This window comes from Amycolatopsis sp. NPDC043885 (assembly GCF_056435685.1).
In genome coordinates this window covers 1,202,430-1,226,308 of record NZ_JBWKEA010000001.1, presented here as the reverse complement: position 1 = coordinate 1,226,308, position 23,879 = coordinate 1,202,430, and the positions used below count along the sequence as shown (strand labels likewise).

Sequence of the window (23,879 nt, the reverse complement as noted above, 5' to 3'; positions counted from 1 at the left end):
GCGTCCTCGCTCGGGCCGAACAACACCTGCGAGGCACCTGGCCATCGCGCTCTCCGGCCGAGGTGACCCGTTGAGCTTTCGAGCCGTCAGGGGCTCGGCTGTCGAAAGGAAGCGCGCATGAAGATCCGCGTCGAGCGTGACGGGCTGGCCGACGCCGTCGCGTGGGTGGCGAGAAGCCTCCCGTCGCGGCCTCCGGTCCCGGTGCTGGGCGGCGTCCTGCTCGATGCGGGATCCGACGGGACGAGTGACGCCCTCACCGTCTCCGGATTCGACTACGAGGTCTCCGCCACGGTCGGCGTCCCGGCCACCATCGCCGACGGCGGCCGTCTGCTGGTCTCCGGCCGCCTGCTGGCCGACATCACGAAGTCGCTGCCCGCGCAGCCGGTCGAGATCTCCGTCGACGGCGCCCGCGCGACCATCACCTGCGGCTCCGCGCGCTTCTCCCTGCCGACCATGCCGGTCGAGGACTACCCGCAGCTTCCGTCCCAGCCCGCCTTCGCCGGTGAACTCACCGGTGACGCGTTCGGCCAGGCCGTCACCCAGGTCGTCGTCGCGGCGGGCAAGGACGACACCCTCCCGATGCTGACCGGCATGCGGCTGGAGATCTCCGGCTCCTCGCTGACCCTGGTCGCCACCGACCGCTTCCGCCTCGCGATGCGCGAGTTCACCTGGGAGCCGGCCGAGGGCCTGTCCGACGCCGCGGTGCTCGTCCCGGCCCGCACGCTCGCCGAGGCCGCGAAGACGCTCGGTGCCAGCGGAGCCAAGATCCGGCTCGCGCTCGCCAGCGGCGAAGGCCTCCTCGGTCTCTCCGGCTCCGGCCGCTACACCACGACCCGCCTCCTCGACGCGGAGTTCCCGCCGTACCGGCAGCTGTTGCCGGCGCAGCACACGTCGCGCGCGGTCATCGAGGTCTCCGCGCTCGCCGAGTCCATCAAGCGTGTTTCGCTCGTCGCCGAGCGTGGCACCCAGGTGCGGCTGGAGTTCAACGACGGTTCGCTGCGGCTTTCCGCCGGCGGCGACGACGAGGGTTCGGCCGAAGAAGAGCTTCAGGTCGACTACGAGGGCGAGCCGGTGACCATCGCGTTCAACCCGGGTTACCTCGTCGACGGGCTCGGTGCGCTGAACGCGAACCGGGCGGAACTGACGTTCACCACCCCGAACCGGCCGGCGCTGATCAAGCCCGCCGACGAGGAGGGCAACGTCGTCCCCGGCTACCTGTACCTCCTGATGCCGGTTCGCCTCCCGGGCTGACCGGCAGCCACTTCTGTTCGCACCAAAGGGGATCTTCATGGCTCAGCTGGGACTCATCGGCCTCGGCAAAATGGGGTTCAACATGCGTGAGCGGCTGCGCGCGGCCGGTCACGAGGTGGTCGGCTACGACCGCAACCCCGACGTCACCGACTCCACCTCACTCGAGGACATGGTGTCCAAACTGGACGGTCCCCGGATCGTCTGGATCATGGTGCCCGCCGGTGAACCCACCCGGCAGACCGTCGCGGAGCTCGGCAACCTGCTGTCCGAGGGCGACCTCGTGATCGACGGTGGCAACTCGAAGTACACCGACGACAGGATCAACGCGGACCTGCTCGCCGCGAAGAAGATCGGCTACCTCGACTGCGGGGTTTCCGGTGGCGTGTGGGGCAAGGACAACGGCTACGGCCTGATGGTCGGCGGCGCGGCTTCGGATGTCGAGAAGGCCATGCCGATCTTCGACGCGCTTCGCCCCGAAGGCCCGCGTGACGAGGGCTTCTCGCACGCCGGCGCCGTCGGCTCCGGTCACTACGCGAAGATGATCCACAACGGCATCGAGTACGGCATGATGCAGGCCTTCGCCGAAGGCTTCGAGCTGCTCGAAGCCGCGAAGGTCGTCGAGAACGTGCCCGCGGTGATCAAGGGCTGGCAGCGGGGGACCGTCGTCCGCTCGTGGCTGCTCGACCTGCTCGTTCGCGCGCTCGACGAGGACCCGGAGCTGGACGACCTCGAGGGCTACGTCGAGGATTCCGGCGAAGGCCGGTGGACGCTGGAAGAGGCGATCAACAACGCGGTCCCGGCGCCGGTCATCTCGGCCGCGCTGTTCGCGCGGTTCGCTTCGCGCCAGGAGGACTCCGCCGCCATGCGGGCCGTCGCCGCGCTGCGCAACCAGTTCGGCGGGCACTCGGTCAAGAAGGCCGGCGACTAGGCAAGCAGGTTGTATTTAAGACATCTGCAGGTCACCGACTTCCGGTCCTGGCCACAAGCCGATCTCGCGCTCGAACCCGGCCCGACCGTCCTCGTCGGACAGAACGGCCGCGGCAAGACGAACCTCCTCGAGGCGATCGGCTACATCGCGACCCTGGGCTCGCACCGCGTCGCGACCGACGCGCCGTTGGTGCGGCACGGGTGCGAACGCGCGCTGATCAGGGTCGCGGTGGTCAACGAGGACCGCGAGCTGACGGTCGAGCTGGAGATCACGCCCGGCAAGGCGAACCGTGCGCGGGTCAACCGCGGCGCGGTCGGCAAGCCCCGTGACGTGCTCGGGATCCTCCGCACGGTGCTGTTCTCCCCGGAGGACCTGGCGCTCGTGCGCGGGGATCCCGGGGAGCGCCGCCGCTTCATGGACGAGCTCCTCGTGCTGCGCGCGCCCCGGTACGCAGGGGTCCGCGCCGACTACGAGAAGGTGCTGAAGCAGCGGAACGCCCTGCTCAAGACGGCGGGTAAACGGCGTACGGGACGCGAAGACCCGTACGCGTTGTCGACGCTCGACGTCTGGGACGACCACTTGTCGGTGGCGGGGGCCGCGTTGCTGGCGGCCCGGCTCAACCTGATCGCGGACCTCGCGCCGTACGCGGCCGCCGCGTACATGGGGGTCGCGCCCGACTCGAGACCGGCGAAGATCGCGTACAAGTCAAGCCTGGGCGAAGCGATGCCAGAGGGCTACGGCACTCCCGACGGCCCTCGCGCCGACCAAGCGGTCCTCAAGGAAGTACTGGTCGAGGCGCTGAAACGGTCCCGGAATCTGGAGCTGGAGCGCGGGGTGAGCATGGTCGGCCCGCACCGGGACGAGCTCGATCTCATCCTCGGCGAAGCGCCGGCGAAGGGCTACGCGAGCCATGGGGAGTCCTGGTCGTTCGCCCTCGCGTTGCGTCTGGGAAGCTACGAGCTCCTGCGTGGCGAGGCCGGGGAACCGGTGCTTCTGCTGGATGATGTGTTCGCCGAGCTGGACCGGCGTCGCCGGGCCCGGCTGGCGGAGGTGGCGGCAGGCGCCGAGCAGGTGCTGGTGACCGCCGCCGTGGACGAGGACGTGCCCGCCGAACTGGCCGGACATCGATTCCTCGTGGCGGATGGTGAGGTCAACCGAGGGTGATCCCGCGAAGCGGACACCCCGGGTGATCGGCGCCGCAGCAGTTGCCCACCGATCTGGGGACAAACCTGTGGACAGTGTGGATAACACCGTGAACGCGTTATCGCCCCGCGTGACCAAGGGGCCTGATAAGCGGCTTGACACCCCCCGCCCGGGCGGTAACCCGGGTGAGGGAGCTTTGTTCGACACGCAGCGTGAACCGACCGCGGTATCGAACGGCGCAACCGATACTGAAGGCAAGGAACCGGCTACCGGTCGTGACCTCGCGCGCGCCGCTCTGGACGCCGCGAAGGCCAAAGCCAAGGCCCGCGGCGTTGAACCGGGCGTGCGCCGCGGCCGTATCACCGGAGGGGGAGCGGGTTCGGCGGGCCAAAGCCCGCGACGTCGTCGCTGGTCAGGGCCGGGTGCCGACGCCCGCGACCCGCAACCGCTCGGCAGGCTCGCCTCCCGGATCGCGGTCGACCGCGGCTGGAACACGCGGCTGGCCAACGGTCAGGTCTTCGGCAGCTGGGCACGGCTTGTGGGCGAAGAGGTCGCCGAACACGCCCAGCCGGTGGCGCTGAAGGACGGCGAGCTGACCGTCCGCGCGAGCTCGACAGCGTGGGCGACGCAGCTTCGCCTGCTCCAGGGGCAGCTGCTGGCGAAGATCGCGAAGGGCGTCGGGCACGGCGTGGTGAAGAAGATGCGGATCCAAGGGCCGACGGCGCCGAGCTGGCGGAAAGGGCCGCGGCACGTGCCGGGACGCGGCCCGCGTGACACGTACGGCTGATCCGAGTTGCGCTTCGCCGGGACTGTGCCACCAGCGCCCCGAGAACGCGCCCAGAGCGCTTCGCGAACGTCAAGACTCTTCTTTGAACGAATTAGCGCGCCTGTGAGCAAATCAGGGGTGTCCTTGCCGCATGTCTGCGAACGCGGCCAAGTACACTGGGGATGAGCGAGCGTCCGCTCGGGCGAGACGAGGAGAATCAACGCCTGTGACCGAGAACAAGAGCGAGTACAACGCGTCGTCGATCACGGTGCTCGAAGGCCTCGAAGCCGTCCGCAAGCGTCCCGGTATGTACATCGGTTCCACCGGTGAACGCGGCCTCCACCACCTCGTCCAGGAGGTGGTCGACAACTCCGTCGACGAGGCGATGGCCGGTTACGCGACCAAGGTCGAGGTTACCTTGCTGGCCGACGGCGGGGTGCGCGTCGTCGACGACGGCCGTGGCATCCCGGTCGACATCCACCCCAAGGAGCAGAAGCCGACCCTGGAGGTCGTGCTCACCGTGCTCCACGCGGGCGGCAAGTTCGACAGTGACTCCTACGCGGTCTCCGGTGGTCTGCACGGCGTCGGCGTCTCCGTGGTGAACGCGCTCTCGACCAAGCTGATCGCCGAGGTCAAACGCGGCGGGCACAGCTGGCGGCAGGTGTACACCGACCAGATCCCCGGTGAGCTGGAGGATCTCGGCCCCGCCGAGGACACCGGCACCACGATCACCTTCTGGGCCGACGGCGACATCTTCGAAACCACGACGTACAACTTCGAGACGATCTCCCGGCGTCTTCAGGAGATGGCCTTCCTCAACAAGGGCCTGACCCTTTCGCTGCGCGACGAGCGCGTCGCCGACGAAGAGACCGAAGCGGACGCTTCCGGCCAGGCGGCGCGGGTCAAGGAGAAGACCTACTGCTACCCGGGCGGTCTCGAAGACTTCGTCAAGCACATCAACGGCAGCAAGGACCCGATCCACGCGTCCGTGATCTCCTTCGAGGCCAAGGGCACCGGCCTCGAGGTCGAGGTCGCCATGCAGTGGAACAACGGCTTCACGCCGTCGGTGTACACCTTCGCCAACACGATCAACACGCACGAGGGCGGCACGCACGAAGAGGGCTTCCGCGCCGCGCTCACCCGCGTCGTCAACGCGTACGCGCGCGAGAAGAAGCTGCTCAAGGAGAAGGACGCCAACCTCTCCGGTGACGACGTGCGCGAGGGGCTCGCCGCGATCGTCTCGATCAAGCTCTCCGAGCCGCAGTTCGAAGGCCAGACCAAGACCAAGCTGGGCAACAGCGAGGCCAAGACGTTCGTGCAGCAGACCTCGAACGAATGGCTGGCCGACTGGTTCGAGCGCAACCCCACCGAGGCGAAGACGATCATCAACAAGTCGATCTCCTCGGCGCAGGCGCGGATGGCCGCCCGCAAGGCGCGTGACCTGGTCCGCCGCAAGGGCGCGCTGGAGATCGGCGGGCTGCCCGGCAAGCTCAAGGACTGCCGCTCGACCAACCCGTCGGAATGCGAGCTCTACATCGTCGAGGGTGACTCGGCGGGCGGTTCGGCCAAGGAAGGCCGCGACTCGATGTACCAGGCGATCCTGCCGATCCGAGGCAAGATCATCAACGTCGAGAAGGCCCGGATCGACCGCGTCCTCAAGAACACCGAGGTCCAGTCGCTGATCACCGCGCTCGGCACCGGTATCCACGAAGAGTTCGACATCGAGAAGCTGCGCTACCACAAGATCGTGCTGATGGCCGACGCCGACGTGGACGGCCAGCACATCACCACGCTGCTGCTCACCTTCCTGTTCCGGTTCATGCCCCCGCTGATCGAGCACGGGCACGTGTTCCTCTCGCGTCCGCCGCTGTACAAGATCAAGTGGCCGCGGCAGGAGCCGGAGTACGCCTACTCCGACCGGGAACGCGACGCCGTCATCCAGGCGGGTGTCGAGGCCGGCCGGAAGCTGCCGAAGGACGACGCGATCCAGCGCTACAAGGGTCTCGGCGAGATGAACGCCGAAGAGCTGTGGGAGACCACGATGGACCCGGCGAACCGGCTGCTCGGCCAGGTCACCCTGGACGACGCCGCGCAGGCCGACGACCTGTTCTCCGTCCTGATGGGCGAGGACGTCGAAGCGCGCCGTTCCTTCATCACGCGTAACGCCAAGGACGTGCGGTTCCTCGACGTCTAGCGACGTCCCGCTCTTTTGTCCCCTTAGGACTGCTCCCACGAGAAGGACCTCATGACGGAAACCTTGCCGCCGGCTCCGGACCACGACCGGATCGAACCGGTCGACATCCAGCAGGAGATGCAGCGCTCCTACATCGACTACGCGATGAGCGTCATCGTGTCGCGGGCGCTGCCGGACGTGCGGGACGGCCTCAAGCCGGTGCACCGCCGCGTGCTGTACTCGATGTTCGACTCCGGCTTCCGCCCCGACCGCGGGTACAACAAGTGCTCCCGCGTCGTCGGCGACGTGATGGGCAATTACCACCCGCACGGTGACTCCGCGATCTACGACGCGCTGGTGCGGCTCGCGCAGCCGTGGTCGTTGCGGTACCCGCTGATCGACGGTCAGGGCAACTTCGGTTCGTCGGGCAACGACCCCGCCGCCGCCATGCGGTACACCGAGTCCCGGCTGGCGCATCTCGCGATGCACATGCTGCAGGACATCGAAGAAGAGACCGTCGACTTCTCCGACAACTACGACGGCCGCACCCAGGAGCCCGACGTCCTGCCGTCGCGGTTCCCGAACCTCCTGGTCAACGGTGGTTCCGGGATCGCGGTCGGCATGGCGACGAACATCCCGCCGCACAACCTGCGCGAGGTCGCCGACGGCGTCAAATGGGCGCTGGAGAACTTCGAGGCCAGCGACGACGAGCTGCTCGCCGCGCTGCTGGTCCGGATCAAGGGCCCGGACTTCCCGACCAAGGCGATGATCCTCGGCAACTCCGGGATCGAGGACGCGTACCGCACCGGCCGCGGCTCCGTGCGCATGCGCGCGGTCGTCGAGGTCGAAGAGGACGCCAAGGGCCGCACGATCCTGGTCGTGTCCGAGCTGCCGTACCAGGTGAACCCGGACAACCTGGTCGAGAACATCGCGAACCTGGTCCGCGACGGCAAGCTCACCGGCATCTCCGACATCGCCGACGAGTCCAACAGCCGCAGCGGGATGCGGATCGTCGTCACGATCAAACGTGACGCGGTCGCGAAGGTCGTGCTGAACAACCTGTTCAAGCACACCCAGCTGCAGCAGAACTTCGGTGTCAACATGCTGGCCCTGGTCGACGGCGTGCCCCGCACGCTGCGTCTCGACCAGATGATCCGGCACTACGTGAAGCACCAGATCGACGTCATCGTCCGCCGGACCCGTTTCCGGTTGCGCAAGGCCGAGGAACGCGCCCACATCCTGCGCGGTCTGGTCAAGGCGCTGGACATGCTCGACGAGGTCATCGCCCTCATCCGGCGCTCGCCCTCGGCCGAAGAGGCCCGGCCCGCCCTGATGAGCCTGCTGGACGTCGACGAGATCCAGGCGACCGCGATCCTCGACATGCAGCTCCGCCGTCTCGCGGCACTGGAGCGGCAGCGGATCATCGACACCCTCGCCGAGATCGAACTCGAGATCGCCGACCTCAAGGACATCCTCGAGAAGCCCGAGCGGCAGCGCGCGATCATCGCCGAGGAACTGCAGGAGATCGTCGACAAGTACGGCGACGACCGGCGCACCAAGATCATCCCGTTCGACGGCGAGGTCTCGGTCGAAGACCTCATCGCGGTCGAGGACGTCGTCGTCACGATCACCCGCACGGGTTACGCCAAGCGGACGAAAACCGATCTGTACCGCTCGCAGAAACGCGGTGGCAAGGGCGTCCAGGGCGCGACCCTCAAACAGGACGACATCGTCCAGCACTTCTTCGTCTGCTCGACGCACGACTGGATCCTGTTCTTCACGAACAAGGGCCGCGTGTACCGGGCCAAGGCCTACGACCTGCCCGAAGCCAACCGCAACGCGCGCGGCCAGCACGTCGCGAACCTGCTCGCGTTCCAGCCCGATGAGCAGATCGCCCAGGTCATCGAGATCCCGAACTACGAGGTCGCCCCGTACCTCGTGCTCGCGACCCGCCGCGGCCTGGTGAAGAAGACCAAGCTCACCGACTTCGACTCCAACCGCGCCGGCGGCCTCATCGCCGTCAACCTGCGCGAAGGCGACGAACTGGTCGGCGCGGTCCTCGCGGCCGCCGAGGACGACCTGCTCCTCGTGTCCGCGGAAGGCCAGTCGATCCGCTTCCACGCCACCGACGAAGCCCTGCGCCCCATGGGCCGCGCGACGTCCGGTGTGCTGGGCATGCGGTTCAACGACGGCGACGAACTGCTCGGCATCAACGTCGTCCAGCCGGACCGGTTCCTCCTCGTCGCCACCGCCGGCGGCTACGCCAAGCGCACGCCGACCGACGACTACCCGGTGCAGGGTCGCGGCGGCAAGGGCGTGCTCACCATTCAGTACGACCAGAAACGTGGCAGGCTGGTGGGCGCGGTCATCGTCGACGCCGAAGACGAGCTGTACGCGATCACCTCCAGCGGCGGGGTGATCCGGACTTCGGCCGGACAGGTGCGCAAGGCAGGCAGGCAGACGAAGGGAGTGCGGCTGATGAATCTCGACGAAGGAACAACTCTTCTCGCGGTCGCACGCAACGCGGACGAGCCCTCAGACGTCGCCACTGCAGGTAGTGCTGAAGGAGAAGAAACCCCGGCGTCGGAGCAGGAGTAGACGACGCCCACGTACTGGGTAAGGACTGACACCTCGTGACACCATCCGAGAAGCCCGAAGCAGGCGGCGCGCAGGCGGGTTCGTCGAGCCCGCCCTGGCAGCGCGACAGCGGCGCCGGGGAGCCCGAAGGCTCCAGCGAGCAGACGGTCTCGGTGTCTTCGGTCGCCACCGAAGACGTGGCCCACTCGGACCCGAAGCGGGACGCGACGACCGTGACCGACTATCACGGTGTCAGCGGCACTGCCGCGAAGAGGCTTTTCGGCGACAGCGGAGAGGGCGACCCCGCCCCCTCCGCCATCCCGTCGGCCTCCCGCACCCGTGCCGCGCCCACCGCTCTCCGCCGCCCCGGCCGCGGACCGCGTCGCGCCAGCCTGCAGATCAAACGCTTCGACCCCTGGTCGGTGCTGAAACTGTCCCTCGTCCTCGGCGTCGCGCTGTTCTTCGTGTGGCTCGTCGCCGTCGGCGTCCTGTACACCGTCCTCGACGGCATGGGCGTCTGGGACAAACTCAACGGAACCTACTCGTCGCTCGTCGGCGGCGAAGGGGCCGACGCGCCGGCCGACCCGTTGATCAGCGCCGGCCGTGTCTTCGGGATCGCGGCCATCCTCGGCGCCATCAACATCGTGCTGATCTCGGCGCTGGCCACCGTCAGCGCCTTCATCTACAACGTCTCCGCCGACCTTGCCGGAGGCCTGGAAGTGACCCTTTCCGAACGAGAGTGACCCGGTTGCAGGGCGCCGAAAGGCGTCCTGTAATCTTCTCCTCGTTCGGGCCCATAGCTCAGGCGGTTAGAGCGCTTCGCTGATAACGAAGAGGTCCCAGGTTCAAGTCCTGGTGGGCCCACCCGGTTGGCCCGGTCGTGTTTGTGGAAAGCACAAACCACGACCGGGCGTTTGTCATTTCTGGGGGTCGAACCCCCAGACCCCCGCCAGGGAGGGCTTCGCCCCCCTGGACCCCCCAACGTTTGGGCGCGTGGCCGTTGTCGGTGCGGGCCCATTGCCGTGGGGGATCGGTTCCACGTGGAACGTGGTGCAGTAGCATCGGTGGGTAGGCGGAGCAAATCGGCGGAAAGAGGGGGCTTCTGATGAAGAAGCTGTTGGCACTCGCGGTCATCGCGGGCGGCGTGCTGTTCGTGATCAAGCGCAACAAGGCCGCCAAGGCCGAGGCCGACCTCTGGCGTGAGGCCACCGCCCCCACCGAGCGTCCCCTGGGATCCGCTTCCACGAACGGAAGCGCTCCGGCCAAGGCCGCGGACGCGTCCCGCAACAACTGATTTCGGCGCGGGCGGTTATCATGATCGCCTGCGATCCGGGGCTGTAGCTCAATTGGTAGAGCACCGCCTTTGCAAGGCGGGGGTCAGGGGTTCGATTCCCCTCAGCTCCACTCTGGGATTCACGAAGGGGATTCACGAAGGCCACCCGCACCGCGGGTGGCCTTCTCATTTCCGCCAGAATGCGCGCATGGGTGTGCTCTTCGACTACTTCGCCGCACCGGACAACGACGCCGCGGCCGCCACTATCGACCTCGTCGGCGGCCCCGCCGAGGCGTCCTTGCCGACCGTCCAACTCAAGGGTGTGGACCCGTTCGTGCAGCTGGGCACGCTGGAGTCCCTGCTCACCGGTGTCGACTACGAGACCATCATCGGACGCTCCGTCGAACCTGTCGCCTTGGCCGGTGACGGCGTACGTCTGGTCGTCCCGCTGACCGAAGAGCTGTCCGCCGCGCTGTCCGACGCCGACGAAGCGCGCTTACGCGAGGTGGCCGAGCCCTGGTCCCGGACCGAGGAGTTCGATGGCCAGGCCGACCCCGCCGACTTGGCCGCCGTGCTGACCGGCCTCGCGGAACTCGCCCGTACCGCCACGACCAGGGGCGACCGCCTCTACTGCTGGGTCTGCGTCTGAGGAATGACGTTCGTCACCGTACGCGGATGACAAAGTCGTGCGCCCAGCCAAGTCAACGCTGCTTACATGGGGGTGAATCCGGACAGCGAGGTGAACATGGTCAGTTTCGAGACCGACCTCGACGATCTCAGTTGTCGAGCAAGGAACTGCAGAATGCCGCGGACATAGTCAGTACCGCCCATACCGGTGTGCGAGGGCAGGACGTGCCCGCTCCCGACCCGGTCACGGGAGGCCTTCTCCCCGGCTTTTTCGCGCCGGACACCGCTTTCGGGAAAACCCTGGGCATGCGCGGGGTTTCGGCGGCCTACGAGGAACATCGCCAGGCCGTCGAGAAGATGCTCGCGAAGCTGCACCGCAGCACGCAGGACGCGTCCCGTGCCTTGGAGCGGGTTGCCGAGCTGTACGAATCCGTGGACGAGGACAACAAGCAGCGAATGAACCGCGCGGCGTACGGGAACCAGGGGTAGCGCGACTACAGCGAACTCCTCGAGGGGATCTCCCACGATCTCACCGCGGGTGCCGAAAGGCCTTCGCGGCGGTCGATCTCCTTTCCAGAACTGGATGTTCGGCAGCGACGTCGACATGAGCGGCGGTCGCAAGGAACAGGTCCGCGACTTCTTCCTCGAGTTCTCCGAGGCGGCGCTCGTCGGCGAGAACAGCCTGCAGACCATGATCGAGGCCTACGAAGGTCTCTGGAACGCTTTCCAGGACACGAAAGCGCCGCTCGACCGGTCCTTGGTGCTGCTTCTCAAGTGGCGTGGTGAAGGCGCCGAGACCGCCAAGAGCTACATCCAAGGTCTCGTGAACACCTACGCCCGGGTCGGCACCAAACTCACCGTGCTGGAAGCCGACATCGTGGCCGCGCGGGACGCCATCGCGACCGCACGGGCCGATCTGAGCACTCTCGCCGCTTCCTTCCTGACCGCCGCGGAAAAGTACCGGGACGACAAGGAACGGCAGGACGAATCCGCCTTGCAGAAGGCGCTGGCCGCGACCTTCGCCGCCGCTGTCACCGCTCTGCTCGTGGCGGCCGTGCCACCGGCGGCCGGGGCCGGGCTCGCCACGGCGGCCACCTTGCAGGCCGACATCGTCGGGGACAGCCCCGAAATGATCTACAACAGCTTCCACGACGGTGTGGTCAACCTCAGGGAAAGCATGTTCCGCGCGTCGGAGTCGCTGATCTCGAAGATCGACACCGAGATCAACAACCTGCCGATCATTCCCGAACCGCCGGACGTCAGTCCCGGCGAGACCTTCGATCCCGGCAACTTCGCAACGGAGAACACCGACAAGGGATTGCCGATCGGCGCCATCAGCTCCGCACTGCGTTTCGCGGATCCTTGCTGCGCTTCCTACGCCGGCTACATCACCGACCGGCTCCGCTGGCGGCTCGGGTTCACCCCTTCGTTCCAGGAGGCAGGGGAGACCGTCACGCCGCCGGTGCCGCACCGGCCGACGGCGGGCGCCGAAAACGTGGTGCTCAAGGACCGTTCGGAAGAACCGGCTGGACCCGCCGAGGACGAGCGGCCCGAACCGGCCGAATCCGACGATCAGTACTACGAGCAAGGCCTGCGGTACCGGCCTTCCTGGTAGCGAGGCTTGCCCTCAAGCGCGCTTCAGCGTGCACGCTGGCCCGGCGGCGGAGATCATCCGCCGCCGGAGGCGGAGGGTGACGGTATGAAACGTGAAGGCGTCCTGCTCGCGTTGGCGTGCGCCGGATCCTTTGTGGTCATCCTCGACGCGACGATCGTTTCCGTCGCCCTGCCCGCGATCCGGTCCGGCCTTGGTTTCCCCGACGGCGCGCTGACCTGGGTGGTGAACGCGTACACCCTCGCCTTCGCCGGTTTCCTGTTGCTGGGCGGCCGGTTGTGCGACGAATTCGGGGGCCGGCGGATCTTCGTGCTCGGGATGAGCGTCTTCACCGTCGCGCGGCTCGCCGCCGGGCTGGCCGGTTCACCGGAAACGCTGCTCGTGGCCCGCACGGTGCAAGGATTCGGTGGCGCGCTGCTGATGCCGGTGACGTTGTCCTTGCTGACCACGACGTTCACCGAACCCGCCCGTCGCGCGCGGGCCTTGGGAACCTGGAGTGCGGTGGGCGCGGCCGGTGCCGCGGCGGGGCCGGTGATCGGCGGCCTGCTGACCCAGTGGGCGGGCTGGCGCTGGGTGTTCTTCGTCAGCGTCCCGATCGGTGTGGTGGCCGTTCTCGTCGCCGGGGCGGTGCTGCCGCTCCGGGATCGAAGCCGTCCTCGCGGCAGGCTGGACGTGCTCGGCGCGGTGCTGTCGGCGGCGGGACTCGTCGGCGTGGTCTACGCGGTGATGCGCTCTCCGGTCGACGGCTGGGGAAGCGCGTCCGTGCTGCTCCCGCTGTTCGGCGGGCTCGTCCTGCTCGGTGTGTTCCTGGTGCACCAGCACCGGTGGGCGGACGAACCGCTCGTCGCGCTCGGGATCTTCCGGCTGCGTTCGGTCACCAGTGGGAACGTGGTGATCTTCTTGCTGGGGCTGGGTTTCCTCGCCAGTCCGATCCTGCTTTCGCTGTACCTCCAGGACGTCCACGGGTACTCGCCACTGCGGGCGGGACTGGCCTACCTGCCGGTGGGAGTGGCGATGTTCGCCGGCGCGCGGACCGCGAGCGGGTTGTCGGTGCGGATCGGGCCGAGGCGGGCGGCGGCGTTGTACTGCGCGATCGGTGCGGCGGGTTTCGCCGGGGTCGCGGCGCTGGCCGGTGCGCACGCTTCGTACGTCGTTTCCGTGCTGGTGCCGGGAATGGTCTTCGGATTCGGGACGGCCGCGGCCTTCACACCGATCACCGTGGCCGCCACCAGCGGGGTGCCGGAAGGCCAGAACGGCCTGGCCGCCGGTCTGCTGAACACGGTCCGGCAGACCAGCGGCGCGCTCGGCCTCGCCGCGTTGACCGCGCTCGCGGCGGCCGTGACCGCGAGCTCGCCGTCCGGCCTGCCGAAGGGGGAGGCGCTGGTGCACGGCTACACCGCCGCGTTCCTCGCCTCCGCCGCCTGCCTCGCGGCCGCCGCGGTGGTCGCGGCGCTGGCGATGCCGGGACTCAGCTCGCCGCCGCATGGGCGGGCAGGTCGACCCGGTCGCGGAACCAGGGGCAGTCCTCAAGGTTCCCCTCGCGGCGGCAAGTGAGGAGCTCGACCAGGTAGTCGTGCGCGGTGTCGAGCCGCGCACGCTCCCGTTCGATCTCGGCGATCCTGCCCGTCACCACCTCCCGCCAGCGGTGCTGTTCGGCGAGCAGTTCGGTGATCCTGGTCAGGCCGAGCCCGCCGATCTGCCGCCAATGCTTGATCAGCGCGATGCGGTACAGCTGGTCGTCGTCGTAGTACCGCTTGCCCGAGCGGCGGAAGGCCGTGATGAGTCCTCGGCGTTCCCAGTAGTGCAGGGTCGAGATCGCCAGCCCGAAATGGTCGGCGGCCTCGCGAACCGGCGTCAAGGAATCCATGCGACCAGTCTAAGTTAGGTCACCCTAACTTTCGAGCCAGCCAGGTGAAGGTCCACCGGTAGAACTCCGGCGCGGCGAGGCTGGTGTTGATCGAGTGACCGCTGCCCCGCACGATCTTGTCGGCGCCGCAGTCGCCGCTCCCACAGACCAGGGTGTCGTGCTCGCCGAGCACGTACGCCGTCGGGACTGTCGGTGCCGATCGGTTCGCCGCACCGGATCCCACCGAGCGGAGTTCCGCCGACGCCAGCGTGTCCTTGAGGGCTTCTTCGACGGGAATGATCGCGGGGTCGTAGGTGCCGGGGTGGTGGAAGGTCTGCGCGCGGGTGCCGGGACGTGTCGTGAAATAGCCGCGGGCCCAAGGCTTTCCGGCGAACTTCGGGTCCAGTTCGGCCGGGAAGAAGGGTGATTCCGTCGCCGCGGACCGTGCGCCGGGCCGGTCGCGGGGGATGCCGCTGACGATCACGGCGTCGACGCCGCCCCGTCCGGCGGCCCGTTCCGCGACGAGCCCGCCCATAGAGTGTCCATTGAGGACGATCGTGCGGAACCGCGGGCGCAGCTGCCGGACGACCTGGTGGACGGCCTCGCCGCCGGCGTCGAAGTCGAGGGTCTCCGGATCCGGACGGCTGCTGCGGCCGTACCCGAGCCTGTCGAGGTTGAGCGTCGCGTAGCCCGCGCGGGTCGCACTGTCCACATAGGAATAGCGACGCGGCTGGTACGGCCAGTCCCAGTAGGCGCGGTCGTAGGTCCCGCCGTGCAACAGGATCTGGATCGGCGTGCGCGGGGTGAGCTTCCCGCGGACGCAGAGTTCGCCGGCGACCGTCTGACGTTCGCCGTTCACCTGGACCGCGAAGCGGTGTTCGGCGCAGCGGGCCGGTCTTTCCGCGGCGGTCGCCGTCGTGATCCCGGTCAAGGAAAGGAGCGCGGTGAGCAGAGCCGCTTTCGCAGTGAGTTTCATGGCGGAAGCGTCGCTCGCGGGCCGGGGTCGCGTCGTCGTGCCGGCGTGGGGATCGGTGGCTACGTCAGGCGCGCACCATCCCGCTCTGATAGGCGAAGACCACGAGCTGCGCGCGGTCGCGGGCGTGGACCTTGGTCATCGCCCGGCTGACGTGGGTCCGGACGGTCGCCGCGCTGATCACGAACTCCCGCGCGATCTCCTCGTTCGACATTCCCTGCGCGACGCGAAGGACGACTTCGTGCTCTCGTTCGGTGAACGCCGAGCCGTCGGCACGGGGCAGCGAAGGTGACGGCCGAGCGGTGAATTCCGCGATCAGGCGCCTGGTCACGCTCGGGGAGAGGAGCGCGTCTCCCGCCGCCACGACGCGGACCGCCTGGATCAGATCGGCGGGCCTCGTGTGCTTGAGCAGGAAGCCGCTCGCTCCGGCGCGTAGCGCGTCGAAGACGTATTCGTCGAGGTCGAATGTCGTCAGCATGAGGACGCGGACACCGGGAAGCCGTTCGTCCGCCATGATCCGGCGGGTGGCTTCCAGCCCGTCCGTCCCCGGCATCCGGACATCCATCAGCACCACGTCGGGCACGGTTTCCGCGACGACGGCGACCGCCGCCTCGCCGTCGTCCGCTTCCCCCACCACGGTGATCCCGGCTTCCACCCGGAGCAGTGCCGCGAACCCGGACCGCACCAGGAGCTGATCGTCGGCGAGCACCACCCTGATCACGGCCATCGCGCGCTCACCCGGAACCTCCCGTCCTCACGGCCCGCGGTCAGTGTGCCGCCGGTCGTCCTGGCCCGTTCACCCATTCCCCTGATCCCGGCACCGGGGACGTCCGGCCCCGGCGTGCGGACTTCGTTGACCACGTCGAGCCGCAGGCCGCTTTGGTCGGCTCGCACCATCACCTCGGCGGCCGCCCCACCGTGTTTCGCGGCGTTCGTCAGGGATTCCTGGACGATCCGGTACACCGCGCCACCGACCGGCTGCCCGATCCCGGGAGCGTCGAGGTCCAGCGTGACGGCCAGGCCCGCCTGGTTCGCCGACGCGACCAGCGCGGGAATGTCCGCCACCTCGGGCGCCGGCCGGAGCGGGGCGGAGTCGTCACGCAGCAGCCGCACCATCGCGTTCAGCTCGTCCAGGATCGTCCCACTGACCGTGCGGACGACACCGAGCGCTTCCTTCGCCACTTCGGGGTGATCGTCGATCACGTGCTCGGCCATCCCCGACTGGACGTTGATGACCGCCATCGCGTGGCCGACGCTGTCGTGCAGATCCTGGGCGATGCGCAGCCGCTCGCCGAGGACGCGATCGCGTTCCGCCTGTTCTGCGGCCGCGGCCCGCTCACGCCGTCCTCGAAGCGCGTCGGCCGCGAAGACCGCGAAGCCTGCCCAGCCGACGAAGACCAGATCGAGGGCGCCCGCCCCGCCGGTGGCCAGGTTCGCGCCGACGACAATCGCCGCCGTACCGCTCGCGACGGCGTACGCGAGCCGTCGCGGACGCAGGGTTCCGAGCGCGAACAGCGGCACGAGACCGGCGAACAACACCGGACCGTCGGGATAGCCGAGCCCCAGGTAGAACAGCAGCGCAAACGCTTCCGTTCCGGCCGTGACAACCGGAAGCCGCCACGCTGCCGCGAGTGCGAGACAAGCGAGCGCGACGACGGCGAAGCCGAACGCGTCGACCGGGCGTTCCCCCGGCCCGGGTTCGAGATTCGCCGTGCCGACGACGAGCAGCGCGCTCACCGCGAGCCATGCGGCGATTGCTCCGCCCCTGATCAGCCACTTCACCCGCCCAGTCTGCCGAAACCGGACGGCGTGCGCGTCCGCGTTCCGTGGAGCCCGCCTACGTCAGATGTGCAGCAGCCGCTCGTCGAGCGCCGCCAGATGGTCGCGGCCGAACTCGCCGTTCTCCAGGTCGCACCACAGCACCGGCGGCAGATCCTGAGCCACCTCGGGCGAGCGCGACGCGGCGGCCAGCGCGATCGTCGCGACGGTGTCGACGTCACCGGTGAGCGCGACGGCGGCGTGGAGCATTCCGCTCAGGCTCCGGCCGGTCGCGAGGGTGGTCAGCGCGGCGCGCACGCTCATCCAACCCTGCGGCCCGACCTTGCCCGACCACGGCAGCGCCCAGCCGCCGTGCCCGACGTCCTCCGGAAGGATCCCGTCGATCCACCTCGCGACCTCGGAAAGCGGACCCACCCGATGGTGGCAGTAGTGCACGGCCAGCGCGGCGGCCTGCGCCGCGGCGATCCCGGCCGGGGTGTCGTGCGTGATCCTGGCCTGCAGTTTCGCGTGGTAGAGGACGTCGTCGACGGTCGGCAGGAGCCCGATCGGCCCCGCGCGCATGGCCGCACCGCTCTTGTCGCTTTGCGGCTGGAGGCGCCGTAGCAGCTCTTCGCCGTCCCGGACCTCGCTGAGCAGCTGATGGAAACGCGGCGCGTAGCCGTCGTGCGGATCGCGGTGATACGCCCGCACGAACTGCTCGGCGAGCAGCAGCGGCGTCCATCGCCGTCCCGACACGAGCACCTCGGCGATCGCGATCGTCATCTGCGTGTCGTCGGTGTAGCGACCGGCCGGGGCGCCGGGCTGACCGTGATGCGGCACGTAACCGGTCAGCTTGTTGTGTTCGGCGACGAAGCTCGGGTACGCGTGCTCGAAGGATCCTCCGTACGCGTCGCCGATGGCCAGTTCGACCAGCATCCGGTAATCCTGCCAGGCTGCGGGGTGTCGCCCGATACCCATACCGTGGAGTCATGGCGACCGACAAGCTGCGCGCGTGGTGGGCACATCGGCAGGGGCTCGACGGAACGCCGCGCGGATCCTCGGCGGCCGCCGTGCTGGAGCGGACCGGCTGGATGCGCTCGGTCGGCGGATCGGCGCCCTATCTCGGGTTGTTCGCCAGGGCGGGCCTCGATCGCGAAACGGTCGACGCGGACGTCGCGCGGCTCGCCATCCACGAACTGCCTTCGGCGCGTGGCTGCACCTACGTCCTGCCGTCGGTGGATTTCGAACTCGGCCTGACCGTCGGCGCCGCGGCGCCCGCCGGTGAACTCGCGGCCGCGGAGAAATACCTCGGCGTCACGCAGGCCGAGATCGAGCAGTTGTGCGTCACCGTCGCCGATCTGCTCGACGGCGCCGGCGAACCGCTCGCCCCGGCCGCGATCAAGGACGCCGCCGGACCGGTGGTGCGCAATCTCGGGGAAGCGGGCCGCAAACGCGGCACCACCACGACGTTGCCGCTCGCGCTCGGCCTGCTCCAGGCCCGCGGCGACATCCGCCGGGTCCCGGTCGACGGGCGGCTGGACCAGCAGCGTTACGGCTACGTCCGCTGGGCGCCGTCCCCGCGCGGTGGACTGTCCGATATGGACACCGCGCGGACAGGCCTCGCCCGGCGGTACTTCTCGTGGGCGGCCCCGGCGTCGCTGAAGCATTTCCGCTGGTTCTCCGGTTTCACCGCGACCAGTGCGAAGAAGATCGCGGAACAGCTGGAACTCGTGCCGCTCGACGGCACCGATCTCTTGATGCCCGAGGAGATCGCCGACGAGTTCGCCGCGTTCACCGTGCCGGCCGAGCCGTCGTACGCGCTGCTCGCCGGGATCGACGGCGTCCATCTGCTGCACCGCGACCTGCCGCGGCTGCTCGCCGACGCCGACGTCGAACGCCCGGTGCCCGGAGGCCGCGCGGGGGAGACGCTGGGCGGGCAGGCGGACCCGCCGAGTCACGTCATCGTCGACCGGGGGCGCATCGCCGGCTTGTGGGAATTCGACACGGAGACGCGCAAGATCGTCCACAAGTTCTTCGGTGATGAGGACGCCGCGTTGCGCGAGACGATCGCGCGGACCGAGGAATTCGTCCGTGATCAACTGGGCGACGCCCGGAGCTTCGGCTTGGATTCGCCGAAGAGCCGGGCGTCGCGAGTGGCCGATCTCAGGAACTGAGGTCAGCCCTTCGCCTCGTTGATCAGGATGTCGACCGCCTTGTCGTTGCGGGCGGTCTGCTCCGGGATCACCGAAGCGGGCGGGTAGAAGCCGTCGATCCCGCCGTCCTTCGGGTACATCTCGAAGGTGTAGCTGAGGATCTTGTGCTTGCCCCACAACCAGTCGTTGACGTCGCCGTCGGTGACGTACAGATCGCTGGACTGCTCCGGCGTGTAGCCGTTGGTGGCGGCCATCTGCTTGCCGACGTCGGCGAAGCGCTTCGCTTCCTCTTCGTTCAGGCCCGTGTCGGTGTCGGCCTTCGTGTAGCCGTACGGCCAGAGCACCAGTTCCGAGAAGGTGTGGAAGTCGATGTGCGTCTTGATCTGCTGCGCGCCACCGACCACGCGGGAGTCCACGAAATCCGCGACCGCCTTGGTCTCGGGCTCGGAGAACGCCGACGGACCGTGGTAGTCCTCGGCCGACGGGCTGTTGCTCGACCCGCCGCAGCAGTTCCACTTGTAGTCCCAGTTGCGGTTCGGGTCGGTGCCGATCGCGCTGCTGCCCGGCACGGGCTTCCGCGTCTTGCGCCAGCCCTGGTACTCGCCGCCGGAGATGTCGTACTCCGAGCCGTCCGGGTTGACGTTCGGGATCACGTAGATCTCGTGCTCGTCGACCATCTTCTTGATGGCCGCGTCGGTCGCGTAGCCGCTGGTGAACCGCTGCACGATCCGCAGGCACATCTCGGTGGTGAGGTGTTCGCGCGCGTGCTGGTTGCAGGTGAACAGGACCTCGGGTTCGTTCTCGTCCGTGCCCGCGTTGTCGCTGATCTTCAGCAGGTTCAGCTCGCGGCCCTCGTGGGACTTGCCGACGCTGGACAGCGTCGCGATGTCGCTGTGGTCCTTCGCGGCCTTCTGCAGCTCAGCGGTCGTTTCGGCGTAGGTGTGGTACGCCTCGTCGCCCGGAGGGAAGTCGCCCGCGACCGCCGCGGTGCCCGCGCGACCGCTCCGCTGCTTGAGCATGCTGTCGAAGTCGCCGAGCGGTTTCAGGCCGAAGCCGTTCGCGCGCAGGGCCGCGGCCTGCCCCGGCGTGGCGACGACGGTCAGCGCGCCGCCGCGCGAGCCCGCGACGTCGACGCCGGTTCGAGCGACCTCGGTGCGTTTGTCCGGCGTGGACGCGCCCTCCACCGAGTACAGCCCTCTCGCCGGGTCGCCGGTCTGGGCGCTCGCGACGGGCGTCGTGACGGCCAGCAGGGCGAGCCCTGTGGCGGCCAAGGCGCCCCCGATGCGACGGCGTGTGGACATTTCGCCTCCGAACGATCTGGGACAAGGTGTCGTTCACCGTCGCCGAAGTTAATCATCCACGACAACCCGACGATCGTCGTTCCCAGTTACCGTTTACGGCCAGAGGCGTTCTTTGCGCCAGCTTCCGTTCTCGCGCCGGTAGCGGAGCCGCTTGTGCCGCCGGTCGTGGCTCGCCTGCCAGAACTCCACTTCGGACGGCGTCACCAGGTAGCGGGTCCAGGTTTCCGGTGCCACGCCGGGATTCTCCTCGACCCACCGCTCCGCTTCCGCGGCGGCGCGGTCGAGATCGGCCGGTTCTTCGAGCACCTGGGACTGCCTGCCGATGAACGCCTCCACCCGGGACGCCGGCGGCCTGGCGGTGAAATCGGCGGCGGACACTTCGGGATCGGCTGCCGAGACCGGACCGCGCAGGCGCACCTGACGGCCTCGTCCCGGCCAGAAGAAGGTCAGCGCGGCGAACGGATTCTTCGCCAGCTGAACCCCTTTCGGGCTTTCGGAACTCGTCGCCACCGCCCAGGTGTCCCCGTCGACGTCCTTGAGGATCACGACCCGCGCGTCCGGCACCCCGTCGGCGTCCACTGTGGACAGAGTGACGGCGTGCGGTGCCAGTACGTGTGCGCCCGCTTCGTCGAGCCATTCCAGGAAAAGCTCCCGCGGGGTCGCCGGTGCGGCCTCGATGCCGAACTCCGGAAGTTCCTCGGGGAACGAAGGCCAGCCGCGCAACGTGCGGTTCATCAGTACCCCGGCGGGCGCTGCGGCGGATAGCCGGGCGCGGGCGGCGGATAGTGCGGCGGATGCTGACCCGGCGGCGGACCCTGCGCGGGCGGTGGCCCGACCGGGTACTGCGGCGGCTGCTGTGGCTGCCAGCCGGGCGGCGGCTGCTGACCGGGTGGAGGAATGGGCGGCCCTGGCGGCATGGGTGGCTGCTGGCCCTGCGACTGCGCCCACTGCACCTGCTGATAGACCTCGGCGGGCTGCGGGAAACAGAACGTCAGCTTCGCGTTGACCGAACCCTGCACCGCCGCGCCCCACAGCTTCCCGCCGACGAACGCGTACATCTGGGCCGCTGAAACGTCGACGGCCACCATGCGCGTCTCGCCGCCGAACTGGTTGCCGGACTTCGCCGACGCGGCCTGCGCGGCGTCCGGGTACACCCGGTCGCCGATCAGCCCGGCGATGACCACCGAAGCGGCCGTCCAGCCGACCGTGCCCATCACGTTCGCGCGCGCGTGCTGCGTCGCCAGCCCGGTGAAGTCGTACAACGCGGGCGCGGTCACCTCCGGGATCGCCGCGGCGACCACGCAGTAGTTCATCGTCGACATCATCACGGACTCGGTGAACAGCCCCACGACGGCCGCGCTCGGCCCGATCTGCACGGTGTTCAGCCTGCCCCCGCTGCGCTGGATACGTTCTGCCACCGCACCCAGGTACTGCTCCTTGCTGAGCACTGACCCTCCCGAAGACTCCTCGCGCAGCGCCATCGTCGCACGAAAACGGCGATCTGCTTCACTGGACGCCACTATGCGACGTCTTCTGATCTTGCCGCTCGTCGTGCCGCTGCTGGCGGCCTGCGGGCCGACGGAACAGCCGCCGCCCGCGGCGAGTTCGCCCGCGCCGTCGAGCACCGCGGCGCCCAGCATCCCGCCCGCCCCGGAACCCACCGGCAAAGGCCCGTGCCCGTACCTCGGTACCGACTTCGTCTCGGACGCCAACGGGCAGAAGGTCTCCAAGGTCAAGACCTCGGCCGATCAGCCGCATCCGACCTGTTTCTTCTATGCGCTGAGCGGGAAACTGCAGCTCACCGTGCGCGTGTACGTCGGGGAACCCGCCGTGGCCAAGGCGCTGGTGGACCAGGCCGCGCCCATCGACACCTCGAACCCGGCCGACGAACCGGCGGGCTGGAAGGGCGGCTACCAACCTTCCGGGGAAGGCGCCGTTTACGCGGTCGCGAAGGGTGGGAACGCGGTTGTCGTGACCACCAACCAGAAGCAGAGCATCAAAGCACGTACGGTGGCGAAGGAGGCTATCGGTGAGCTGAAGCTCTAGGTAGTGGTATCCACACGTCAGAGTGAAGTTGATCTTGTACTACCCTGTGCCGCACGCGCGAGGTTTCGCGGGACCAGCGCGGGCGCCAGATCCGGCGGAGGCCGCCTTGCGGTGTGGCTCGGCGGCACAAAAGATCATTTCTCCCCATAAGACAAAAGGACAGGTTTCGTGGCTGACACCCTCAAGGAAATCTTGCTCGACTCCAGCCGTCGCCCGGCGGTCGTGAGCGACTTCGAAGGTCTCGTCGACGCCGAGGTCTCGGACAAGGGCGGCGTTTCGGGTGCCGTCGTGAAGACCGGCTTCGCCGCCGTCAAGAAGATCAAGCCGGGCATCATCCCCGCCGCCGTCGACACCCTGCTCGACGACTTCACCGTGGCCCTCGAGCCGTTCTACGGCGACTACAAGGCCAAGGGTGGCAACGACTTCGGCGCCTACCTGGTCGGCCGCAGCGACGAGGCTTCGGACGCGCTCCTGTCGGTCACCGACTCGCGCGCCGAGAAGAGCAGCCGCGACAGCATCAAGAAGGTCTACTCGAAGCTGCGCCCGAACGGCAAGAAGAACGTCGAGGAGGCCCTTCCCCGCCTCGGCCAGCTGATCGACAAGCACGCCGCGAACGCGTGACCCGTTCAGCCACGCGCTGAGCCGAACACCCGAAGGGGCGCCGTCCACTCTCGACATCACGTCGGGAGTGACGGCGCCCCTTCGTAATTCTGACACCTTGTCAAAGCTCGTGCTCCGCAGATATCTTACAGCGTGTAAGAGTTAACTCAGGCGGCTTGGGGAGCACGATGACGCCCTTTCACGGCACCGATCCGAAGAAGTTCATCGCGGACTTCCACGAGTCCTTCCACGACGAACTGGTGAACGGCGACGAAGACGCGGGCGTGATCGTCGACCGCTATCACACGCCGGACATCGTGCAGATCGCCGACGGGCACCGGATGGACCGGGACAAGCTCATCGCGCACACCCGCCCGGTCCGCAAGAACCGGCCCACCGCCCGGATGGAGGTGCACGACGCGGTGGCGGACGGGAACCGGATCGCCGCGCGGAGCACTCTCCACGTGACGAATCGCAAGAGGGACCTCAAACTGGAGGTGTACTTCTTCGGGGAGTTCACCCCCGACGGCCGGATGCGCCGGGGACATACGCTCACCCGCACCGTTCCCGCCGAAGCGGCGACGGCATGAGCACGAGCACCTATGCCGTGCGCGGCATGGCCTGTGGGCACTGCGCGGGTTTCGTCACCGAGGAGATCGAGACCATCGCGGGGGTCACCGCCGTGGCGGTGGACGTCGACAACGGCATGGTGACCGTGACCAGCGACCAGGACCTCGACGTCGCAGTCGTCCGCGCCGCCGTCGAAGAAGCGGGCTACGAACTCGTCCCCGGAACGTGAAAGGGTCGCCCAGGACCGGACAGTGGTCCTGGGCGACCCTTCGCGACAAGCAG

25 protein-coding genes and 2 tRNA genes are annotated in these 23,879 nt (G+C 68.5%); 19 read left to right on the top strand and 8 right to left on the bottom strand.

What is annotated here, in order from left to right:
- Window positions 1-117 precede the first annotated feature (117 nt).
- The 14 genes from dnaN (at window position 118) to AC069I_RS06120 (ending at window position 13,904) form a co-directional block, all read left to right on the top strand.
- Window positions 118-1,251 carry a DNA polymerase III subunit beta gene (gene dnaN, locus AC069I_RS06185; RefSeq protein WP_020632653.1) on the top strand — a complete coding sequence of 378 codons (1,134 nt, stop codon included), beginning with the start codon at window positions 118-120 and terminating at the stop codon, window positions 1,249-1,251.
- 37 nt (window positions 1,252-1,288) lie between these two features.
- A complete protein-coding gene (gene gnd / locus AC069I_RS06180) occupies window positions 1,289-2,179 on the top strand; it encodes a phosphogluconate dehydrogenase (NAD(+)-dependent, decarboxylating) (RefSeq protein WP_016330461.1) in 891 nt (296 codons plus the stop codon).
- A gap of 9 nt (window positions 2,180-2,188) precedes the next feature.
- On the top strand, window positions 2,189-3,343 hold the full coding sequence (gene recF / locus AC069I_RS06175) for a DNA replication/repair protein RecF (RefSeq protein WP_478223915.1): 1,155 nt from the start codon (window positions 2,189-2,191) through the stop codon (window positions 3,341-3,343).
- Window positions 3,344-3,617: 274 nt separating this feature from the next.
- Window positions 3,618-4,109, top strand: a complete 492-nt coding sequence (locus AC069I_RS06170; protein WP_340688516.1) for a DciA family protein — start codon at window positions 3,618-3,620, stop codon at window positions 4,107-4,109.
- 205 nt (window positions 4,110-4,314) lie between these two features.
- Window positions 4,315-6,282: a DNA topoisomerase (ATP-hydrolyzing) subunit B gene (gene gyrB, locus AC069I_RS06165; RefSeq protein WP_478223914.1), complete on the top strand. Its 1,968-nt coding sequence runs from the start codon at window positions 4,315-4,317 to the stop codon at window positions 6,280-6,282.
- Window positions 6,283-6,333: 51 nt separating this feature from the next.
- Window positions 6,334-8,859 (top strand): DNA gyrase subunit A, encoded by a 2,526-nt coding sequence (gene gyrA, locus AC069I_RS06160; RefSeq protein ID WP_478223913.1) that lies wholly within the window; start codon window positions 6,334-6,336, stop codon window positions 8,857-8,859.
- A 35-nt stretch (window positions 8,860-8,894) separates the two neighbouring features.
- Window positions 8,895-9,581: a DUF3566 domain-containing protein gene (locus tag AC069I_RS06155; RefSeq protein WP_125679336.1), complete on the top strand. Its 687-nt coding sequence runs from the start codon at window positions 8,895-8,897 to the stop codon at window positions 9,579-9,581.
- A gap of 47 nt (window positions 9,582-9,628) precedes the next feature.
- A tRNA-Ile gene (locus AC069I_RS06150) sits at window positions 9,629-9,702 on the top strand.
- A 241-nt stretch (window positions 9,703-9,943) separates the two neighbouring features.
- Window positions 9,944-10,132 (top strand): DLW-39 family protein, encoded by a 189-nt coding sequence (locus tag AC069I_RS06145; protein WP_034321928.1) that lies wholly within the window; start codon window positions 9,944-9,946, stop codon window positions 10,130-10,132.
- A gap of 37 nt (window positions 10,133-10,169) precedes the next feature.
- Window positions 10,170-10,242 (top strand) — tRNA-Ala (locus AC069I_RS06140).
- A 77-nt stretch (window positions 10,243-10,319) separates the two neighbouring features.
- On the top strand, window positions 10,320-10,760 hold the full coding sequence (locus AC069I_RS06135) for a hypothetical protein (protein ID WP_478223912.1): 441 nt from the start codon (window positions 10,320-10,322) through the stop codon (window positions 10,758-10,760).
- 131 nt (window positions 10,761-10,891) lie between these two features.
- Complete coding sequence (locus AC069I_RS06130) at window positions 10,892-11,227, top strand: hypothetical protein (RefSeq protein ID WP_478223911.1); 336 nt, start codon at window positions 10,892-10,894, stop codon at window positions 11,225-11,227.
- A gap of 94 nt (window positions 11,228-11,321) precedes the next feature.
- Window positions 11,322-12,353 (top strand): hypothetical protein, encoded by a 1,032-nt coding sequence (locus tag AC069I_RS06125; RefSeq protein WP_478223910.1) that lies wholly within the window; start codon window positions 11,322-11,324, stop codon window positions 12,351-12,353.
- An 84-nt stretch (window positions 12,354-12,437) separates the two neighbouring features.
- A complete protein-coding gene (locus AC069I_RS06120) occupies window positions 12,438-13,904 on the top strand; it encodes a DHA2 family efflux MFS transporter permease subunit (protein ID WP_478223909.1) in 1,467 nt (488 codons plus the stop codon).
- Here AC069I_RS06120 and AC069I_RS06115 read toward each other — a convergent pair.
- From AC069I_RS06115 to AC069I_RS06095, 5 genes are all read right to left on the bottom strand, one after another.
- Window positions 13,819-14,217 (bottom strand): helix-turn-helix domain-containing protein, encoded by a 399-nt coding sequence (locus AC069I_RS06115; RefSeq protein ID WP_478223908.1) that lies wholly within the window; start codon window positions 14,215-14,217, stop codon window positions 13,819-13,821. The two genes, AC069I_RS06120 and AC069I_RS06115, sit on opposite strands and share 86 nt — an antisense overlap.
- A gap of 19 nt (window positions 14,218-14,236) precedes the next feature.
- Complete coding sequence (locus tag AC069I_RS06110) at window positions 14,237-15,172, bottom strand: alpha/beta hydrolase (RefSeq protein ID WP_478223907.1); 936 nt, start codon at window positions 15,170-15,172, stop codon at window positions 14,237-14,239.
- A gap of 64 nt (window positions 15,173-15,236) precedes the next feature.
- Window positions 15,237-15,896 carry a response regulator gene (locus AC069I_RS06105; RefSeq protein WP_478223906.1) on the bottom strand — a complete coding sequence of 220 codons (660 nt, stop codon included), beginning with the start codon at window positions 15,894-15,896 and terminating at the stop codon, window positions 15,237-15,239.
- Window positions 15,887-16,951: a sensor histidine kinase gene (locus AC069I_RS06100; RefSeq protein ID WP_478223905.1), complete on the bottom strand. Its 1,065-nt coding sequence runs from the start codon at window positions 16,949-16,951 to the stop codon at window positions 15,887-15,889. Before AC069I_RS06100 ends, AC069I_RS06105 begins: the two co-directional genes overlap by 10 nt.
- A 60-nt stretch (window positions 16,952-17,011) precedes the next feature.
- Window positions 17,012-17,863, bottom strand: a complete 852-nt coding sequence (locus tag AC069I_RS06095) for an ADP-ribosylglycohydrolase family protein (protein ID WP_478223904.1) — start codon at window positions 17,861-17,863, stop codon at window positions 17,012-17,014.
- A gap of 53 nt (window positions 17,864-17,916) precedes the next feature.
- Between AC069I_RS06095 and AC069I_RS06090 the strand changes: the two genes are divergently transcribed.
- Window positions 17,917-19,101, top strand: coding sequence for a DNA glycosylase AlkZ-like family protein (locus AC069I_RS06090; RefSeq protein WP_478264935.1), 1,185 nt, complete (start codon window positions 17,917-17,919; stop codon window positions 19,099-19,101).
- Between the two features lie 2 nt (window positions 19,102-19,103).
- On the opposite strand, the gene AC069I_RS06085 is transcribed toward AC069I_RS06090, so the two are convergent.
- The 3 genes from AC069I_RS06085 to AC069I_RS06075 form a co-directional block, all read right to left on the bottom strand.
- Window positions 19,104-20,381, bottom strand: a complete 1,278-nt coding sequence (locus AC069I_RS06085) for a M14 family metallopeptidase (protein WP_478223902.1) — start codon at window positions 20,379-20,381, stop codon at window positions 19,104-19,106.
- Between the two features lie 93 nt (window positions 20,382-20,474).
- The gene (locus tag AC069I_RS06080; protein WP_478264934.1) at window positions 20,475-21,116 is read right to left on the bottom strand and encodes a pyridoxine/pyridoxamine 5'-phosphate oxidase; all 642 of its coding nucleotides are present in this window, start codon (window positions 21,114-21,116) and stop codon (window positions 20,475-20,477) included.
- Window positions 21,116-21,829, bottom strand: a complete 714-nt coding sequence (locus AC069I_RS06075; RefSeq protein ID WP_478223900.1) for a hypothetical protein — start codon at window positions 21,827-21,829, stop codon at window positions 21,116-21,118. The genes AC069I_RS06080 and AC069I_RS06075 overlap by 1 nt, the downstream gene beginning before the upstream one ends.
- Window positions 21,830-21,902: 73 nt before the next feature.
- Between AC069I_RS06075 and AC069I_RS06070 the strand changes: the two genes are divergently transcribed.
- The 4 genes from AC069I_RS06070 to AC069I_RS06055 all read left to right on the top strand — a co-directional run bounded on the left by AC069I_RS06070 (window position 21,903) and on the right by AC069I_RS06055 (window position 23,826).
- Window positions 21,903-22,427 (top strand): DUF2020 domain-containing protein, encoded by a 525-nt coding sequence (locus AC069I_RS06070; RefSeq protein ID WP_340686065.1) that lies wholly within the window; start codon window positions 21,903-21,905, stop codon window positions 22,425-22,427.
- A gap of 168 nt (window positions 22,428-22,595) precedes the next feature.
- Window positions 22,596-23,048, top strand: coding sequence for a DUF6918 family protein (locus AC069I_RS06065; RefSeq protein WP_340686064.1), 453 nt, complete (start codon window positions 22,596-22,598; stop codon window positions 23,046-23,048).
- Window positions 23,049-23,215: 167 nt separating this feature from the next.
- Window positions 23,216-23,617 carry a nuclear transport factor 2 family protein gene (locus AC069I_RS06060; RefSeq protein ID WP_478223899.1) on the top strand — a complete coding sequence of 134 codons (402 nt, stop codon included), beginning with the start codon at window positions 23,216-23,218 and terminating at the stop codon, window positions 23,615-23,617.
- Window positions 23,614-23,826, top strand: coding sequence for a heavy-metal-associated domain-containing protein (locus AC069I_RS06055; RefSeq protein ID WP_478223898.1), 213 nt, complete (start codon window positions 23,614-23,616; stop codon window positions 23,824-23,826). Before AC069I_RS06060 ends, AC069I_RS06055 begins: the two co-directional genes overlap by 4 nt.
- Window positions 23,827-23,879 lie beyond the last annotated feature (53 nt).

Coding starts and splice junctions, on each gene's coding strand:
- dnaN (WP_020632653.1), top strand. CDS start 118: ATGAAGATCCGCGTCGAGCGTGACGGGCTGGCCGACGCCGTCGCGTGG.
- gnd (WP_016330461.1), top strand. CDS start 1,289: ATGGCTCAGCTGGGACTCATCGGCCTCGGCAAAATGGGGTTCAACATG.
- gyrA (WP_478223913.1), top strand. CDS start 6,334: ATGACGGAAACCTTGCCGCCGGCTCCGGACCACGACCGGATCGAACCG.
- AC069I_RS06145 (WP_034321928.1), top strand. CDS start 9,944: ATGAAGAAGCTGTTGGCACTCGCGGTCATCGCGGGCGGCGTGCTGTTC.
- AC069I_RS06135 (WP_478223912.1), top strand. CDS start 10,320: ATGGGTGTGCTCTTCGACTACTTCGCCGCACCGGACAACGACGCCGCG.
- AC069I_RS06125 (WP_478223910.1), top strand. CDS start 11,322: ATGTTCGGCAGCGACGTCGACATGAGCGGCGGTCGCAAGGAACAGGTC.
- AC069I_RS06120 (WP_478223909.1), top strand. CDS start 12,438: ATGAAACGTGAAGGCGTCCTGCTCGCGTTGGCGTGCGCCGGATCCTTT.
- AC069I_RS06115 (WP_478223908.1), bottom strand. CDS start 14,217: ATGGATTCCTTGACGCCGGTTCGCGAGGCCGCCGACCATTTCGGGCTG.
- AC069I_RS06110 (WP_478223907.1), bottom strand. CDS start 15,172: ATGAAACTCACTGCGAAAGCGGCTCTGCTCACCGCGCTCCTTTCCTTG.
- AC069I_RS06105 (WP_478223906.1), bottom strand. CDS start 15,896: ATGGCCGTGATCAGGGTGGTGCTCGCCGACGATCAGCTCCTGGTGCGG.
- AC069I_RS06095 (WP_478223904.1), bottom strand. CDS start 17,863: ATGCTGGTCGAACTGGCCATCGGCGACGCGTACGGAGGATCCTTCGAG.
- AC069I_RS06090 (WP_478264935.1), top strand. CDS start 17,917: ATGGCGACCGACAAGCTGCGCGCGTGGTGGGCACATCGGCAGGGGCTC.
- AC069I_RS06085 (WP_478223902.1), bottom strand. CDS start 20,381: ATGTCCACACGCCGTCGCATCGGGGGCGCCTTGGCCGCCACAGGGCTC.
- AC069I_RS06080 (WP_478264934.1), bottom strand. CDS start 21,116: ATGAACCGCACGTTGCGCGGCTGGCCTTCGTTCCCCGAGGAACTTCCG.
- AC069I_RS06070 (WP_340686065.1), top strand. CDS start 21,903: ATGCGACGTCTTCTGATCTTGCCGCTCGTCGTGCCGCTGCTGGCGGCC.
- AC069I_RS06060 (WP_478223899.1), top strand. CDS start 23,216: ATGACGCCCTTTCACGGCACCGATCCGAAGAAGTTCATCGCGGACTTC.
- AC069I_RS06055 (WP_478223898.1), top strand. CDS start 23,614: ATGAGCACGAGCACCTATGCCGTGCGCGGCATGGCCTGTGGGCACTGC.